We start from the raw sequence: 15,892 nt of genomic DNA, 5'->3' as shown, positions 1-15,892 counted from the left end.
TCAACATGACGGACGTAAATGGCCGTACATTTACGGCAGCTTCACGACACGGAAAGGCTGTGGATGGTCGAGGGATTGAGTAGCGAAGAGGCCATGCTGGTGCAGACGGTCCGTACGTTCGTCGACCGGGAGGTGAAGCCGGCCGTCCGCGACGTCGAGCACGCCAACACCTACCCGGCGGCGTGGATCGAGCAGATGAAGCAGATCGGCATCTTCGGCCTGGCGGTCCCGGAATCCCACGGCGGTGCGCCGGTGTCGACCCGGTGCTATGTGCTGGTCACCCAGGAGCTGGCCCGCGGCTGGATGAGCCTGGCCGGCGCCATGGGCGGGCACACCGTGGTGGCCAAGTTGCTGACGCTGTTCGGCACCGACGAGCAGAAGCAACGCTATCTGCCCGCGATGGCCGGCGGGGAGCTGCGGGCAACGATGGCGCTGACCGAGCCAGGTGGTGGTTCGGACCTGCAGGCGATGTCGACGGTCGCCCGGGCCGACGGTGACGACCTGGTGGTCGACGGCGCCAAGACGTGGATCTCCAACGCGCGCCGTTCCGGCCTGGTCGCGCTGCTGTGCAAGACCGACCCCGACGCCACCCCCCGGCATGCCGGCATCTCGGTGGTGCTGGTGGACAACCCCACCACGGGGTTGACGGTGTCGCGTGATCTGCCCAAGCTCGGATACAAGGGGGTGGAGTCGTGCGAGCTGTCGTTCGACGGATGCCGGGTGCCGCGGTCGGCGATCCTCGGCGGGGTGGCCGGCAAGGGCTTCGCGCAGATGATGAAAGGCCTGGAGACCGGCCGGATCCAGGTTGCATCCCGCGCTCTCGGGGTGGCCTCGGCCGCGCTGGCCGATGCCCTGGCCTATGCGCAGGACCGGGAGAGCTTCGGGCAGCCGATCTGGAAGCACCAGGCCGTCGGCCACTACCTGGCCGACATGGCGACCAAGCTGAGCGCGGCCCGGCAGCTGACGCTCTACGCCGCCGACCGCTACGACAGCGGCGAGCGCGCCGACATGGAGGCGGGAATGGCCAAGCTGTTCGCCTCCGAGGTCGCGATGGAGATCGCGCTCAACGCGGTGCGGATCCACGGGGGGTACGGCTACTCCACCGAGTACGACGTGGAGCGCTATTTCCGTGACGCCCCACTGATGATCGTCGGTGAGGGCACCAACGAGATCCAGCGCAACGTCATCGCCGAACAGTTGGTGGCCCGGGGCGGAATCTGATGCCGCCGGCCTATCAGGTTCTGCGCGAACGGCTTCGGGAGGAGATCGTCGCGGGCCGGTATCCCGACGGCACCCGGCTGCCGACGGAGTCCGAACTCGTCGCCCGCCACGGCCTGTCCCGGCAGACGGTCCGTCGCGCGTTCCAGGATCTCGTCGCCGAGGGCGCGGTGTACCGGGTGCCCGGGCGCGGCAGCTACGCCCGCGACCAGGGCCGGCGCTACCTGCGGCAGCTCGGCTCGATCGAGGATCTGATGAGCCTGTCGGTCGACACCACGATGGAGGTGGTCGACGGGCTGCATCGCCGGGTCGACATCGACGCCGCCAGCAGGCTGCGACAGGACGGGGACGTCGTTCACACGGTGCGGTTCCGTCGGGTCCACGACGGTGTGCCGTTCGGTCACACCACGGTTCACCTCCCGCCGGGTGTCGCCGCGCCCGTGCTGAAATCACCCCACCTGGCCACCGGCGCGGTCAGCACGCACACCGTCATCGGTCTGCTCGGACCGCACCTGGAGAGCCCCATCGCCGAAGCGGCGCAATCGATCACGGTCGCGCCGGCCGACGATAGGACCGCCGCCGCGGTCGGCTGCGCACCCGGGCATCCGATGCTGCGGGTGGACCGGCTCTACACCGACCACCGGGGCCGCCCGGTGGAGCTGGCGGTCAGCCAGTTTCTGCCCGAGCAGTACGCCTACCGGGTCACGTTGCGCCGCTCCGGTTAGCGGATCGGGCGCGGCTCACGCGTGCCGGTTTTCACACGACGGAGTCGACCAGGCCCCACCGCAGTGCGGTGGCGGCGTCGACGGTGTGGCCCGACAGCACCAGATACGCTGTGCGCCAACGCCCTATCCTCCGGGTGATGCTGACCGTGCCGCCGGCACCGGGAATCAGACCGAGGGCCAGCTCGGGCAGACCGAGCACCGCGTCTGCGTCGCAGCTCACGGTGCCGCAGAACGCGGCCATCTCCAGGCCGCTGCCCTGCACCTGACCGTGGATCTCGGCACGGCAAGCGCGGCCCAGACGTGCGGTGATCTCGTCGAGCACCAGCGCCGGGCTGTGCCGGGTGCGGGCCACGTGGGCGGAGGCCGGATCGGTGAACGACCCGAACTCGGCGAGATCGCCGCCGCTGCAGAACGACGGGCCGTTGCCGGCCAGCACCACCTCGTCGACGGACGGATCGAGCCGGGCCACCTCGAGCGCGTCCAACAGCGCGGCCCTGGCGTCGGTAGAGAACGCGTTGTGTCGCTGCGGGCGGTTGAACCGGATGGTGAGAAGGTTGCCGTCCCGTTGCGCGACAACCGGATCCGGCGTCCTTGGCACCTGCGCGGGTCCACGCGCGGCAAGCCAGCGCGCGAACTCCGGACCCGACTGCAACGTCGAATACGCCAGTGACTCGGTGACCACCCCGGTGAAGGTGGCACCGGCGGCGTCGAACGCGCGCAGCACGTCGTCGCAGACGGCGGCCGCCACCGGCCAGCGGCCGCACCGCTGCTCCAGCTCGGCGAGTGCGTCACGCACCGACGCGACGGTGACGGCCCGGCGGTCGTCGACGTCGTCTTCGGTCAGCGTGAAGGTGGCTTCGTCGGACGGAGTTCCGACGGCGACGCGGATACCGCCCGCCAGTTCGACCGGATCGTTCACGAGTACTTCTTGATCAGCTCCTGCTTGTACAGCTTGCCCGTGTCGGTGCGGGGCAGCTGCGGCTCGAACGACAGCGACCGCGGACACTTGTAGTGCGCCAGGCGGTCACGCAGCCAGTCAAGGAGCTCGCGCCCGAATTCTTCGGTGGCATCGCTGGGGTCGACGGTCTGCACGACGGCCTTGACCCGCTGGCCCATCTCGTCGTCGGGGATGCCGAACACCGCGGCGTCCATCACCTTCGGGTGGGTGACGAGCAGGTTCTCGGCTTCCTGTGGATAGATGTTCACCCCACCGGAGATGATCATGTGGTGCCGGCGGTCGGTGAGGTACAGGTAGCCGTCCTCGTCGAGATATCCGATGTCGCCGACCGTCTTCCAGCCCTGAGGGTGACGTGAGGACGCGGTCTTGTCGGGATCGTTGAGGTACTCGAAGTCGTAGCCGCCCTCGAAGTAGATCTCACCGGCCTGACCGGGCGGGAGTTCCTGGCCGTCCTCGCCAACGATGTGGATGACGCCCGTCAGCGGCTTGCCCACCGAACCTGGGTGCGTCAGCCACTCCTCGGCGCTGATCAGCGTCGACCCGTGCGCTTCCGAGGAGGCGTAGTACTCGTCGATGATGGGGCCCCACCAGTCGATCATCTGCTTTTTGATGTCCACCGGACACGGGGCGGCGGCGTGCATGACGCGCTCCAGGCTGGACACGTCGTACGACGTGCGTACGTCCTCGGGCAGCTTCAGCATCCGGGTGAACATCACCGGCACGAATTGTCCGTGCGTCACCGTGTGTTTGGCGATCGCGTCCAGCGCACCCTCGGCGTCGAACTTCTCCATCACCACGGTGGTGATGCCGCCGGCCTGGGTCTGCATCGACCACACCGACGGCGCGGTGTGGTACAGCGGGGCCGGGCTCAGATACACCGCGTCCGGGTGCATCCAGAACGACACCAGCGCGGCCATCAATCCGGGCGACTCCGACGGCGGCACATGCGGCAGTTCGCGTTTGATGCCCTTGGGTCGGCCGGTGGTTCCCGACGAGTACTGCAGCAGGTCGCCCTCGATCTCGTCGGCGATCGGGGTGTCCGGCTTGTCGGCCACACACTCGGGATAGGACTGCCAGCCATCGAGGGCTCCGGAGGCGCTTGTCGCCGACGATTCGGCTCCGGAAGCGATCAGCCGCACCGGCGGAAGGCCGTTCGGCAGTTCGGCCTCCAGGCCGGCGAGCGTGTCGGTGAGCTTGGCCGAACCGACGATGGCCTTGGCGCCGCTGTTGTCAACGATGTAGGCGACCTCGGCGGCGGTGAGGTGGGTGTTGATCGGCACGTAGTACAGACCGGCGCGGCGTGCCGCCCACATCACGGCGTGGATGTGCTCGTTGTTCTCCATCAGGATCGCGACGGCGTCGCCCTCGACCAGTCCGGCGTCCCGGAACAGGTGGGCCAACCGGTTGGCCCGCGCCTCGAGTTCGCCGAACGTGACCACAGTTCCGCTGGGGTACATGATGACGGCGGGCTTGTCGGGGCTGGCAACGGCGGTGTCGCGGATCTGCATGCGCTGACTTTACTTCGCCACAGTTGACAGGTGTCAAGAGCGGCTTGTCGGATCCGTACCAGCCCGCTCAGCGACGAGCGTGCGCGAAATCGGCCCGCGGGCGGCGTGTCCCGGCGCAGACACGCACGCTCGCGGGGGAAGGATCAGCGCTCTTCGGCCAGGCGGGTCTTCAGCGCGTCGAACTCGTCCTTGATGCCGGTCGGCAGCTTCTCGCCGACGAACTCGAACCACTCCTCGATCAGCGGCACCTCGGCCTGCCACTCCTCGACCTTGACCGCCAGCGCCTCGTCGACGTCGGCCGGGTCCACGTCCAGACCCTCCAGATCGAGGTCGGCCGCGGTGGGCACGATGCCGATCGGGGTGCTCTTGCCGTCGGCCTTGTGCTCGATGCGCTCGACGGCCCACTTCAGCACCCGGCTGTTCTCACCGAAACCGGGCCACAGGAAGCGGCCGTCGTCACCGCGGCGGAACCAGTTGACGAAGAACACCTTCGGCAGCTGCGACGCGTCGGCCTGCTTGCCGATGTTGATCCAATGCTGGAAGTAGTCGCCGACGTTGTAGCCGAGGAACGGCAGCATCGCCATCGGGTCACGCCGTACGGTGCCGACCTTGCCCTCGGCGGCCGCGGTCTGCTCGGAACCCAGCGTGGCACCGATGAAGACCCCGTGCTGCCAGTCGCGGGCCTCGGTGATCAGCGGGACGGTGGTCTTGCGGCGGCCGCCGAACAGGATCGCCGAGATCGGCACCCCCTGCGGGTCGTCCCACTCCGGCGCGAGCGTGGGGCACTGGGAGATCGGGGTGCAGTAGCGCGAGTTCGGATGCGCCGCTTTGGTTTCCGTCTCCCGCAGGACCCAGTCGTTGCCCTTCCAGTCGATCAGGTGGTCGGGCTCGCCCTCCAGGCCCTCCCACCACACGTCGCCGTCGTCGGTCTTGGCGACGTTGGTGAAGACGGTGTTGCCGGCGGCGATCGTCTTCATCGCGTTCGGGTTGGAGTCCCAGTTGGTGCCCGGGGCGACGCCGAAGAAGCCGAACTCGGGGTTGGTGGCGTAGAGCCGGCCGTCCTTGCCGAACCGCATCCAGGCGATGTCGTCGCCGACGGTCTCCGCGCGCCAGCCTTCGATGGTGGGCTGCAGCATCGCGAGGTTGGTCTTACCGCACGCCGACGGGAACGCCGCGGCGATGTAGTACGCCTTGTTCTCCGGGCTGATCAGCTTCAGGATCAGCATGTGCTCGGCGAGCCAGCCCTCGTCGTGCGCCATGGCCGACGCGATGCGCAGCGAGTAGCACTTCTTGCCCAGCAACGCGTTGCCGCCGTACCCGGAGCCGAAGCTCCAAATCTCCCGGGTCTCCGGGAAGTGGGTGATGTACTTGGTGTCGTTGCACGGCCACGGCACGTCCGCCTGGCCATCTTGCAGCGGCGCACCGACCGAGTGCAGCGCCTTGACGAAGAAGCCGTCGTCGCCGATCTTCTCCAGCGCCGCCGCACCCATCCGGGTCATCGTGCGCATCGACACCACGACGTACTCGGAGTCGGTGATCTCCACACCCAGCTTGGGGTCGTCGGCGTCGAGCGGGCCCATGCAGAACGGCACCACCCACAGCGTGCGCCCGCGCATGCAGCCGCGGTACAGATCGGTCATGATGCCGCGCATCTCGGCCGGGTCCATCCAGTTGTTGGTGGGGCCGGCGTCGATCTCGCGCTCGGAGCAGATGAAGGTGCGGGACTCGACGCGCGCCACATCGGACGGGTCGGACAGCGCCAGGTAGGAGTTCGGCTGCTTGGCCGGGTTCAGCTTCTGGAAGGTGCCCGCCTCGACCAGCTGCTCACAGAGCCGGTCGTACTCCTCCTGCGAGCCGTCGGCCCATGCGACGCGGTCGGGCTGGGTCAGCTCGGCGACCTCGCGAACCCAGGTGAGCAGACCCTCGTGCTTGGTCGGTGCGTTGTCGAGTCCCGGAATGGTCGCTGCGGTCATGCTGTGTCGTCTCCCCTGCATCTCGACGAAGGCCTGCCAGAACGCAGGCGCCGGAATCAGAACCCAAGGCTCAGATTCCCTGGTCACTGTCTACTGAGGTTAACGCGGGTGACATACCCGCGGTGAATCAGGACGATGTCCATTCACTCACAGGAACGATTCAGATGGTTCCCACCGGGCGATCTACCGAGCGGTAACAAGTCATGGTGCCCGATTCGGCGCTGCCGCGCACGGGACAACTCCCGCAGCGCGGCCTCGACCTGCGCGATCCGCGCGCCTGCCACGGCGTCCTCCGCGTCCCCGGAGGCCGCGCCCGCAGCGGCGAGCGCGGTCTCGACCGCCAGCATCCGGGTCGCCACCCGTTCCTCGCTGACAACGCGCAGCGCAGCCACCACCTCCAGCGCCCAGCGCTCCAGCACGGACCGGTCGTGCAGCAGCGCCCGGGTCCGGATCACCCACGCGGTCGTGACCAGGCCGAGCATGGTGCCGGCGAGCAGCCCGACGGTGGCCAGTTCCGGGGCGAGCCCCGACAGCAGCCGGGGCACCACCATCGCGACCCCCAGCCCGAACCCCGCGCCCAGCACCGTCATCAGCCGGATCTCCAGCCGCCGGGCGCGCAGCGGCGGATCCGGCAGCCACGGCTCGTCCGGCGCCGCCGCGGGACCGGCGGCCTCGGCATGGGCGTGCGCGGTGAGGTCCGCGTCGACGGCGGCGAGGACCTCGGCCGCGCGCCTGCGGGCGCGGTCGGCGAACCCGTTGACGTCCCCCCTGCCCGCCGCGGCCGCGTCGTCGAGCAGTTCCGTGCGCAGCGCCGCGCACCGCTTCCGCGCGGTGTGGGTCACGGTGAGGCGGGCCTGCGCGAGGTCGGTGCGCAGCAGGGTCGCCCGCCGCGCCGCGCCGGCCCGGCGCTCCCGCATCAGCCGGTCCCGCTCGTCGCGCAGCGTCTGCTCGCGGGCCGCCCATGCGCGCAGCTGGTTCCGCCCGGCCCGGCCGGGGTCCGCCAGCTGCTCCCCGAGCACCCTGACCAGTTCGTCGATCACCGGATCACCCAGCCGCGGCGCCGCCGCCACGCCGATCCACGGGATCGGGGCCAGCCGCGGCGTGTGCGCGGCCAGCCGCGCCCGGTCGGCGGCCAGCACGGCGGTCCAGTCGCGGTGGTCGTCGATCTTGGACACCACCGCGACCACCGCGTCAGTGGCCGCGGTCGCGAGATCGGCCAGCGCGCAGTCGGATTCGGTGATCGGAGCCACCGCCGAAACGACGAACAGCACCATCGCGAGTGGGCCGGTGTGCCCGGCGTCGCCCGGCTCGACGAACCGGCAGTTCGGCATCCTGCTGCGCAGCTCCCCGACCAGGCTGGTCACCCCCGCCCGCGGCGGGCCGGTCACCAGCACCACGTCCGGTGCGGTCACCGCGACCGGCTCAGCAACCGCAGTGAGCCGCGCGCGATGGCTGCCGCGCAACGTCCGTGGTGCCCGGTGACCGGGCCGCCCGCGTAGCGGTGCCAGTACACGGCGCGCCGTTCGTGGGCGTCGGGGCTGTCGCCGCGGTCGACCCGCAGCCCGGTCGCCTCCATCGCGTCGACGGCGGCGGCCATCACCGCGATCACCGCGTCGTCGCCGGCGAGGAAGCCGGCCAGTCCGTCGTCGCGGGTTTCGGCGGCCACCCGGTGCAGATCGTCGACGGCCGCGCACACCCGCCGGTACGTCACCTCGGCGGTCATCGCGTCCACCGCCGCGACCACGCGGCCGACCTGGCTGAGATCGCGCAACGCGCGGTTGACGGTCGCCGCGTCGGCCCCTTCGGCGCAGGAGAGCACGGCGTGTGCGAGCCCGAACCGGTCCAGCCGGGCGAGCAGCCGGCGCCGAACCTCGGCCGGCACCGGGTGCTCGGCGTCGACGAACGCGTCGGTGGAAGTCATGTCGGCCGGGGTCGCGGCCAGTGTCCGCAGCGCCGCGACATCCCGCCCGTCGAGCTCGGGCCGGGCCAGCAGCGCGATCATCGGCACTACCGCCACCCCGGCCGTCCCGCTGATCCGGGCCGCGCACGCCGTCGCCGCGGCCAGCGGCCCGCCGACGACCCGGCCGGCCAGGTCCGCCTTGTTCAGCACGATCACCGTCGGCACCGGCGCCGTGAGCAGCGCCCGGTCCTCGGGTTTGAGCACCTCGGCGACCACGATCACCTGCGCGTCGGCGGCATCTACGGCGGTCACCACCGGCACGCCGGACGCGGCCAGCGCGCGGGCGACGGACCCGCAGCCCACCCCGCTCCGGCCCCGGACGGCTACCCTGAGCGGGTCCCGCAGGCGCTCCGGCACGGCGCGCAGCCGCGGGTCGTGCGTGTGTGCGGCGAACTCCGCCACGACGTCGGCGAACATGTGCCTGCCCCCGTGTCCCGGACCGGTGGACGGCCCGCTCCGAACTCCCATCGTGGCACCGGTCGCGGGCCGGTCAGGACACGAATTCACAAGGCAACTGTTGGGTATCAATCTGTCACACGATGCAGGGAGCGCAGGCGCGATGAGCGACTATGGACGGATGCACACGCCGGAGTCCGACCTCGCCGCACCCGAGGCGCCGGACCCCGAGGACCATCCGCACTTCCACCGCCGGGTCACCAGCTTCCGGGCCCGCCGCTCGACGATCTCGGACAACCAGCAGGCCATCTGGGACCGGCTCTGGCCGCAGCTCGGGTGTCAGGCCCGCGACGGCGACGCGCAGGCGGGCCGGCTCGACCTCGAAGCGTGGTTCGGCCGCACCGCGCCGCTGGTGCTGGAGATCGGCTGCGGCACCGGCACCTCGACACTGGCCATGGCCCAGGCCGAACCCGACGTCGACGTCATCGCCGTCGAGGTCTACCGGCGGGGGCTGGCCCAGCTGCTCGCCGCGATCGACCGGACCTCGGGAACCGACCATCCCGTCACCAACATCCGGCTGATCCGCGGCGACGGGGTCGACGTGCTGACCCACATGGTCGGCCCGGGCTCGCTGACCGGTGTGCGGGTGTTCTTCCCCGATCCATGGCCCAAGGCCCGGCACCACAAGCGCCGGCTGCTGCAGGCCGACATCGTGGCACTGATCGCCGACCGGTTGCGGCCGGGCGGGATCCTGCATGTCGCCACCGACCACATGGGTTACGCCGAGCACATCGCCGAGGTCGGCGATGCCGAACCGCTCTTGCGCCGCGTCGAGGCAGGCACCGGCGCCGACACCGCAGGACTGCCCGTCTCCGTGGCCCGGCCCGTCACCAAGTACGAGCGCAAGGCGCTGGCCGGTCCCACCGTTGCCGAACTCCTCTGGGAGAGAACACCATGAGCCTGACCGACAACATGCCGGCCCCGCCGGACGCGCCGGACAACCCCGAGCCCGTGACCCCAGCCGCGCTGGGCGCCGACACCGCACCCGAAGCCCGGGTGCTGCTGGTGTGGGACGCCCCCAACCTGGACATGGGACTCGGCGCGATCCTCGGCGGCCGCCCGACCGCCGCGCACCGGCCGCGATTCGACGCGCTGGGCCGCTGGCTGCTCGGCCGCACCGCCGACCTGTCCGCCGCGCAGGCCGGGTCCGGACGACCGGTGGCGCTGGAACCCGAGGCCACCGTGTTCACCAACATCGCCCCCGGAAGCGCCGACGTCGTCCGGCCCTGGGTGGAGGCGCTGCGCAACGTCGGTTTCGCGGTGTTCGCCAAACCGAAGATCGACGAGGACAGCGACGTCGACAGCGACATGCTGGCCCACATCGCGCTGCGGCGCAGCGAAGGACTGGCCGGGCTGATCGTGGCCTCGGCCGACGGCCAGGCGTTCAAACTGCCGCTGGAGGACATCGCCAGAAGCGGTGTCGAGGTCCAGGTGCTCGGATTTCGCGAACATGCCAGTTGGGCGTTAGCGTCGGATACCTTGGAGTTCGTCGATCTGGAAGACATCCCCGGTGTCTTCCGGGAGCCGTTGCCGCGGATCGGACTTGACTCGCTACCCGAGCAGGGCGCCTGGCTGCAGCCTTTCCGGCCGCTGTCGTCGCTGCTGAACTCGCGCGTCTAGATAACTGAAAGCCCCGGGTCCGACGTGTGGGGGCGAAGATGACAGGGACTTTCGAAGACCGATAGGAGCATTACGTGTTCGCCTGGTGGGGTCGAACGGTGTACCAGTACCGATACATAGTGATCGGTGTCATGGTCGCACTGTGCCTGGGCGGCGGCGTCTACGGCATCAGCCTGGGACAGCACGTCACACAGAGCGGTTTCTATGACGAGGGCAGCCAGTCGGTGCACGCGTCGCTGGTCTCCGACGAGGCCTACGGGCGCGACCGGACCAGCCATGTGGTGGCGATCCTCACTCCGCCGGACGGAAAGAAGGTCACCGACCCACAGTGGATCGAAAAGGTCACCGGCGAGCTGAACGACGTGGTGGCCGAGCACCCGGATCAGATCGTCAGCTGGGTGGGCTGGTTGCGGGCCCCCGACAGCACGGCCGAGACCGTGCAGCAGATGAAGACCGAGGACGGCTCCAAGACCTTCATCAGCATTCCGCTCAAGGGCGACGACGACGACGAGATCCTGAAGAACTACCAGGTCGTCGAACCGGACCTGCAGAAGGTCAACGACGGCAACATCGCGCTCGCCGGCCTGCAGCCGCTGGCCAGTGAACTCACCGGCACCATCGGCGAGGACCAGAAGCGCGCCGAGGTCGCGGCGATCCCGCTGGTCGCAGTGGTGCTGTTCTTCGTGTTCGGCGGCGTGATCGCCGCGGCCCTTCCCGCGATCATCGGCGGTCTGACCATCGCCGGCGCACTGGGCATCATGCGGCTGTTCGCCGAGTTCATGCCGGTGCACTTCTTCGCCCAGCCCGTCGTCACGCTGATGGGCCTCGGCATCGCGATCGACTACGGCCTGTTCATGGTGAGCCGGTTCCGTGAGGAGATCGCCGAGGGCTACGACACCGAGGCCGCCGTGCGCCGCACGGTGATGACTTCGGGCCGCACCGTGATGTTCTCCGCGGTGATCCTGGTCGCGTCGTCGGTGCCGCTGCTGCTGTTCCCGCAGGGCTTCCTGAAGTCGATCACCTACGCGATCATCGCGTCGGTCATGCTCGCGGCGATCCTGTCGGTCACCGTGCTGCCCGCCGCGTTCGCGATCCTGGGCCGCAATGTCGACGCGCTCGGGGTGCGCACGCTGCTGCGGGTACCGTTCTTCCGCAACTGGAAGCCGATGCGGGTCTACCTGGAGTGGCTGGCCGAGAAGACCCAGAAGACCAAGACCCGCGCCGAGGTCGAGAAGGGTTTCTGGGGCCGGCTGGTCAACGTCGTGATGAAGCGGCCGATCGCGTTCGCCGCGCCCATCCTGATCGTGATGATCCTGCTCGTCATCCCGCTGGGACAGCTGGCCCTCGGCGGCATCAGCGAGAAATACCTGCCGCCCGACAACGGGGTGCGTCAGGCGCAGGAGGACTTCGACCGCAGCTTCCCGGGCTTCCGCACCGAGCCGCTGACTCTGGTGATCGAGCATCAGGACGGTGAAGCGGTCACCGACCAGCAGCTCGCCGAGATCCGCGCCAAGGCGATGACGATCAGCGGGTTCACCGACCCGGACAACGATCCGTCGAAGATGTGGCAGGAGCGGTCCGTCCAGGAGGGCGGTTCGGAGGATCCGTCCGTCCGGGTGATCCAGAACGGTCTGGTGAATCGCAACGACGCCTCCCAGAAGATCGATGAGCTCCGGTCCATCCAGCCGCCGCGCGGCATCGACATCTCCGTCGGCGGCACCCCCGCGCTGGAACAGGACAGCATCCACAGCCTGTTCGACCGGCTGCCGCTGATGGGCCTGGTGCTGATCGTCACCACCACGATCCTGATGTTCCTGGCGTTCGGGTCGATCGTGCTACCGATCAAGGCCGCGCTGATGAGCGCGCTGACGCTCGGGTCAACGATGGGCATCCTGACCTGGATGTTCGTCGACGGCCACGGGTCGGGCCTGATGAACTACACGCCGCAGCCGCTGATGGCGCCGATGATCGGCCTGATCATCGCCGTGATCTGGGGTCTGTCCACCGACTACGAGGTGTTCCTGGTGTCGCGCATGGTCGAGGCCCGCGAGCGCGGAATGTCGACCGCCGAGGCGATCCGCATCGGCACCGCCACCACCGGCCGCCTGATCACCGGCGCCGCGCTGGTGCTGGCCGTCGTCGCGGGCGCTTTCGTGTTCTCCGACCTGGTGATGATGAAGTACCTGGCGTTCGGTCTGCTGATCGCGCTGCTCCTGGACGCGACGATCATCCGGATGTTCCTGGTGCCCGCGATCATGAAGCTGCTCGGCGACGACTGCTGGTGGGCGCCGCGCTGGATGAAGCGGGTCCAGGAGAAGCTGGGTCTCGGCGAGACCGAGCTCCCCGACGAGCGCAAGCGTCCGCTGGTCCGGGAGACGGCGCCGGCCGAGGCGCTGGTCGGCGCCGGTGGCCCGCCGTTGCCGGCGCGGCCGCTGCCGCCGCACGATCCGACCCATCCCGCGCCCGGTGGACGCCCGCCCGGACCGACGACGCGGATCCCGGCCCCGCCGCGGACCGCCGACCCGTCGGCAGTGGGCACCGCACGCATCCCCGGGGCGCCGCCCCGCCCGCCCGTGCCGCCGCAGCCCGAACAGGAAGCCCCGACCACCCGGTTCGGCATCGCCAAGAACGCGGTGCGCAACGCGGTCAGCAACGCCACCGCGGCCGCCCAGCGCGCCACCGAGAAGTCCGCTCCCCCGCCGGCGCAGCCGCGGGAGGAGCGGGAGATCGAGTCGTGGCTCGGTGATCTGCGGGGCACCGGCGCGTCCGGCGCCGGCCCGGCCGCACCCGCGCCGCTGCGGCCGTCCGCCGAGCCGACCCACGCCATGCCCGACACCAGCGAGCCGACCACGGCGATTCCGTCCGGCAAGGGCGCGCAGGACGACGACGGCGACGACGCCAGCACGCGGGCCATCCCCGCCGCGCGGCAGACCGATGCCGACGCCGCCACCGAGAAGTTGAACACGCGGCCGGACCAGGATCCGAAGCGTCGCGGCAGCAACGGGCTCAGCGCGCAGGACCTCCTGCGCCGCGAAGGCCGGCTCTGACGGTTCCCGGGATCACTCCCGGGGCACCTCGGTCTCGATGTCGTCGGGTTCGGCCCGCACCACGGGCCCCTCGTCGGCGTCCATCGCCGCCTGCTCGGCGGCGGGGTCGTCGGCAACCAGCACCCGCATCGCGCTGTTGATGAACGCGAGCGCCGGCACGGCCAGCAACGCCCCGACGATCCCGGCGAGCACGCCGCCACCGGCGATCACCAGCACGATGGCCAGCGGGTGGATCGCCACCGCGCGCCCCATCACCAACGGCTGCAGCACGTGCCCTTCCAGTTGCTGCACCGCGATGATCAGACCCAGCGTGATCAGGCCGTAGATCCAGCCCTTCGCGATGAGCGCGACGATCACCGCCAAAAAGCCGGTCACCACCGCGCCGACCAGCGGGATGAACGCGCCGAGGAACACCAGGGACGCCAGCGGCAGCGCCAACGGGATCCCCATGATCGCCAGCCCGATGCCGATACCGGTGGCGTCGACGAGCGCCACCAGGAACGTCGCGCGCACATACCCGATCAGCGAATGGAACCCGGCGCGGCCGGCGTCGCGGACCCGGTCACGCACGTGCGACGGGAACACCCGGGTGATGAACGCGAAGATGGTGCGGCCGCCGTGCAGCAGGAAGATCAGGGTGAACAGCATCAGCAGCGCACCGGTGATGATCTCGGTCAGGGTGCCGGCGGTCGACAGCGCACCGCTGGTCAACTTCTCCTGGTTGCTGCGCAACGCCTCGATCGCCTCGTCGCGGGCCTGGTTGATCTGCGCCGGGCTGACGTCGAGCGGACCGTCGGTCAACCAGCGGACCAGCCCCTCGATGCTGGTCGACACCTGGGTGACCAGATCCGGCGCGCCTTCGATGAACTGGTTGACCACGAACGTGAGCAGGCCGCCGAACAGCGCGAAGCCCGTCAGCAGCACCAGCGCCACCGCCCCGCCGCGGGGGGCGCCGCGACGGTCCAGGAAGTCCACGACCGGCATCAGCAGCGCGGCCAGGATGGTGGCCAGCGCGACGGGCACCACCAGGATCTCCAGCCGCAGCATCAGCCACAGCAACGCGACGATCGCGCCGAGGATCACCAGCAGTCGCCACGACCAGGCCGCCGCCTTCCTGACCAGTGGGCTGACCGACTCGTCGGCCACGGTGTCGAAGGACGGGCCACCTGACATTCCGGTAGCGTAACGGCCTCGCCTGGACGCGCTCGGGATCTGCTGTTGCAGGGTGTATGCGGCTTACTCTGTACCGCGTGTCTCACGACGCGCCCCCGAGCGACACCCAGACCGGCCCGGCCGGGCCGGGCCGCAGTCGCGGCAGGTACTGGTGGCTGCGCTGGGCGCTGATCGCGCTCGCCGTCATCGTGCTGACCGTGGAACTCGCGCTCGTGCGGGACCAGTTGGCCAAGGCGTGGGCCAGTCTGCGGTCGGCCGACTGGCTGTGGGTGCTGGCCGCCGCGGTCGCGGCGATGGCATCGATGCACAGCTTCGCCCAGATCCAGCGCACGCTGCTGCGTTCGGCCGGCGTGCGGGTGCATCAGTGGCGCTCGGAGGCGGCGTTCTACGCCGGCAACGCGCTGTCCACCACGCTGCCCGGCGGCCCGGTGCTCTCGGCGACGTTCATCTACCGGCAGCAGCGGCTGTGGGGCGCCTCGCCGCTGGTGGCGTCGTGGCAGCTGGTGATGTCCGGGGTGTTGCAGGTCATCGGGCTCGCCCTGCTGGGTCTGGGCGGTGCGTTCCTGCTCGGCGCGAGCAAGAACCCGCTGTCACTGATCTTCTCCCTCGGCGGGTTCCTCGCGCTGATCCTGCTGGCGCAGGCCGTCGCCAGCCGGCCGGAGCTGCTCGACGGCATCGGGGTGCGGGTGCTGACGTGGGCCAACTCGGTGCGCGGCAAGCCCCTGGACATGGGACTGGCGAAGTGGCGCGAGATCCTGACCCAGCTGGAAGCAGTGCACCTGAGCCGGCGGGACCTGGGCAAGGCGTTCAGCTGGTCGCTGTTCAACTGGATCGCCGACGTCGCATGCCTGCTGTTCGCCTGCTACGCCACCGGCGGGCACCCGTCGCTGGCCGGTGTCACCGTCGCATACGCGGCCGCCCGCGCCGTCGGATCGATCCCGCTGATGCCCGGTGGTCTGCTGGTGGTCGAGGCGGTGCTGGTGCCCGGCCTGGTCTCGAGCGGGATGTCGCTGGCGTCGGCGATCTCGGCGATGCTGGTCTACCGGCTGATCAGCTGGATCTTCATTTCGGTCATCGGCTGGGTGGTGTTCTTCTTCATGTTCCGCACCGAGAGCGCCCTGGACCCCGACATCAACGGCGACGTCCCCGGCGATCCCGCGCCGCCGGCCCAATTCAGCCCGGACCCGGAGGCGTTCCACCCGCCCGACGAGAAATCCGGTGCGCCACCCGAGGATCCGGGTCGCTAGCCTTCAT

12 protein-coding genes are annotated in these 15,892 nt (G+C 70.0%); 6 read left to right on the top strand and 6 right to left on the bottom strand.

Annotated elements, in window-relative coordinates; all coding sequences use genetic code 11:
* The first annotated feature begins 63 nt into the window (after positions 1-63).
* Complete coding sequence (locus ACTWP6_RS09995; RefSeq protein ID WP_443187536.1) at positions 64-1,221, top strand: acyl-CoA dehydrogenase family protein; 1,158 nt, start codon at positions 64-66, stop codon at positions 1,219-1,221.
* Positions 1,221-1,943, top strand: coding sequence for a GntR family transcriptional regulator (locus ACTWP6_RS09990; protein ID WP_443187535.1), 723 nt, complete (start codon positions 1,221-1,223; stop codon positions 1,941-1,943). The genes ACTWP6_RS09995 and ACTWP6_RS09990 overlap by 1 nt, the downstream gene beginning before the upstream one ends.
* 31 nt (positions 1,944-1,974) lie before the next feature.
* Here ACTWP6_RS09990 and ACTWP6_RS09985 read toward each other — a convergent pair whose 3' ends face one another.
* The 5 genes from ACTWP6_RS09985 to ACTWP6_RS09965 form a co-directional block, all read right to left on the bottom strand.
* Positions 1,975-2,862, bottom strand: coding sequence for an enoyl-CoA hydratase/isomerase family protein (locus ACTWP6_RS09985; protein ID WP_443187534.1), 888 nt, complete (start codon positions 2,860-2,862; stop codon positions 1,975-1,977).
* Positions 2,859-4,409, bottom strand: a complete 1,551-nt coding sequence (gene fadD4 / locus ACTWP6_RS09980) for a fatty-acid--CoA ligase FadD4 (RefSeq protein ID WP_443187533.1) — start codon at positions 4,407-4,409, stop codon at positions 2,859-2,861. The genes ACTWP6_RS09985 and fadD4 overlap by 4 nt, the downstream gene beginning before the upstream one ends.
* A gap of 143 nt (positions 4,410-4,552) precedes the next feature.
* Complete coding sequence (locus ACTWP6_RS09975; RefSeq protein WP_260756328.1) at positions 4,553-6,382, bottom strand: phosphoenolpyruvate carboxykinase (GTP); 1,830 nt, start codon at positions 6,380-6,382, stop codon at positions 4,553-4,555.
* A 143-nt stretch (positions 6,383-6,525) separates the two neighbouring features.
* Positions 6,526-7,794, bottom strand: coding sequence for a hypothetical protein (locus ACTWP6_RS09970; RefSeq protein ID WP_443187532.1), 1,269 nt, complete (start codon positions 7,792-7,794; stop codon positions 6,526-6,528).
* Positions 7,791-8,810: a hypothetical protein gene (locus ACTWP6_RS09965; protein WP_443187531.1), complete on the bottom strand. Its 1,020-nt coding sequence runs from the start codon at positions 8,808-8,810 to the stop codon at positions 7,791-7,793. Before ACTWP6_RS09965 ends, ACTWP6_RS09970 begins: the two co-directional genes overlap by 4 nt.
* Positions 8,811-8,901: 91 nt before the next feature.
* Here ACTWP6_RS09965 and trmB point away from each other — a divergent pair, with 91 nt between their 5' ends.
* The 3 genes from trmB (at position 8,902) to ACTWP6_RS09950 (ending at position 13,465) form a co-directional block, all read left to right on the top strand.
* Positions 8,902-9,696 carry a tRNA (guanosine(46)-N7)-methyltransferase TrmB gene (trmB, locus tag ACTWP6_RS09960; RefSeq protein ID WP_443187530.1) on the top strand — a complete coding sequence of 265 codons (795 nt, stop codon included), beginning with the start codon at positions 8,902-8,904 and terminating at the stop codon, positions 9,694-9,696.
* On the top strand, positions 9,693-10,418 hold the full coding sequence (locus tag ACTWP6_RS09955; protein WP_260756324.1) for an NYN domain-containing protein: 726 nt from the start codon (positions 9,693-9,695) through the stop codon (positions 10,416-10,418). The genes trmB and ACTWP6_RS09955 overlap by 4 nt, the downstream gene beginning before the upstream one ends.
* 74 nt (positions 10,419-10,492) lie before the next feature.
* Positions 10,493-13,465 (top strand): MMPL family transporter, encoded by a 2,973-nt coding sequence (locus ACTWP6_RS09950; protein ID WP_443187529.1) that lies wholly within the window; start codon positions 10,493-10,495, stop codon positions 13,463-13,465.
* Positions 13,466-13,477: 12 nt separating this feature from the next.
* Here the strand turns inward: ACTWP6_RS09950 and ACTWP6_RS09945 are convergent, their stop codons facing one another.
* A complete protein-coding gene (locus ACTWP6_RS09945; RefSeq protein ID WP_443187528.1) occupies positions 13,478-14,638 on the bottom strand; it encodes an AI-2E family transporter in 1,161 nt (386 codons plus the stop codon).
* 77 nt (positions 14,639-14,715) lie between these two features.
* On the opposite strand from ACTWP6_RS09945, the gene ACTWP6_RS09940 reads away from it, so the two are divergent.
* The gene (locus ACTWP6_RS09940; protein ID WP_443187527.1) at positions 14,716-15,885 is read left to right on the top strand and encodes a lysylphosphatidylglycerol synthase transmembrane domain-containing protein; all 1,170 of its coding nucleotides are present in this window, start codon (positions 14,716-14,718) and stop codon (positions 15,883-15,885) included.
* Positions 15,886-15,892: the final 7 nt, after the last annotated feature.

This window comes from Mycobacterium sp. 4D054, assembly GCF_052245755.1.
Lineage (GTDB): Bacteria > Actinomycetota > Actinomycetes > Mycobacteriales > Mycobacteriaceae > Mycobacterium.
The sequence above is the reverse complement of the archived record's forward strand: the minus strand, read 5'-3'. Positions and strand labels throughout refer to the sequence as shown.

Excerpts from the sequence above, each read along its gene's own strand:
- ACTWP6_RS09995 (WP_443187536.1), top strand. The coding sequence starts at position 64 with ATGGTCGAGGGATTGAGTAGCGAAGAGGCCATGCTGGTGCAGACGGTC.
- ACTWP6_RS09990 (WP_443187535.1), top strand. The coding sequence starts at position 1,221 with ATGCCGCCGGCCTATCAGGTTCTGCGCGAACGGCTTCGGGAGGAGATC.
- fadD4 (WP_443187533.1), bottom strand. The coding sequence starts at position 4,409 with ATGCAGATCCGCGACACCGCCGTTGCCAGCCCCGACAAGCCCGCCGTC.
- ACTWP6_RS09975 (WP_260756328.1), bottom strand. The coding sequence starts at position 6,382 with ATGACCGCAGCGACCATTCCGGGACTCGACAACGCACCGACCAAGCAC.
- ACTWP6_RS09965 (WP_443187531.1), bottom strand. The coding sequence starts at position 8,810 with ATGGGAGTTCGGAGCGGGCCGTCCACCGGTCCGGGACACGGGGGCAGG.
- trmB (WP_443187530.1), top strand. The coding sequence starts at position 8,902 with ATGAGCGACTATGGACGGATGCACACGCCGGAGTCCGACCTCGCCGCA.
- ACTWP6_RS09955 (WP_260756324.1), top strand. The coding sequence starts at position 9,693 with ATGAGCCTGACCGACAACATGCCGGCCCCGCCGGACGCGCCGGACAAC.
- ACTWP6_RS09945 (WP_443187528.1), bottom strand. The coding sequence starts at position 14,638 with ATGTCAGGTGGCCCGTCCTTCGACACCGTGGCCGACGAGTCGGTCAGC.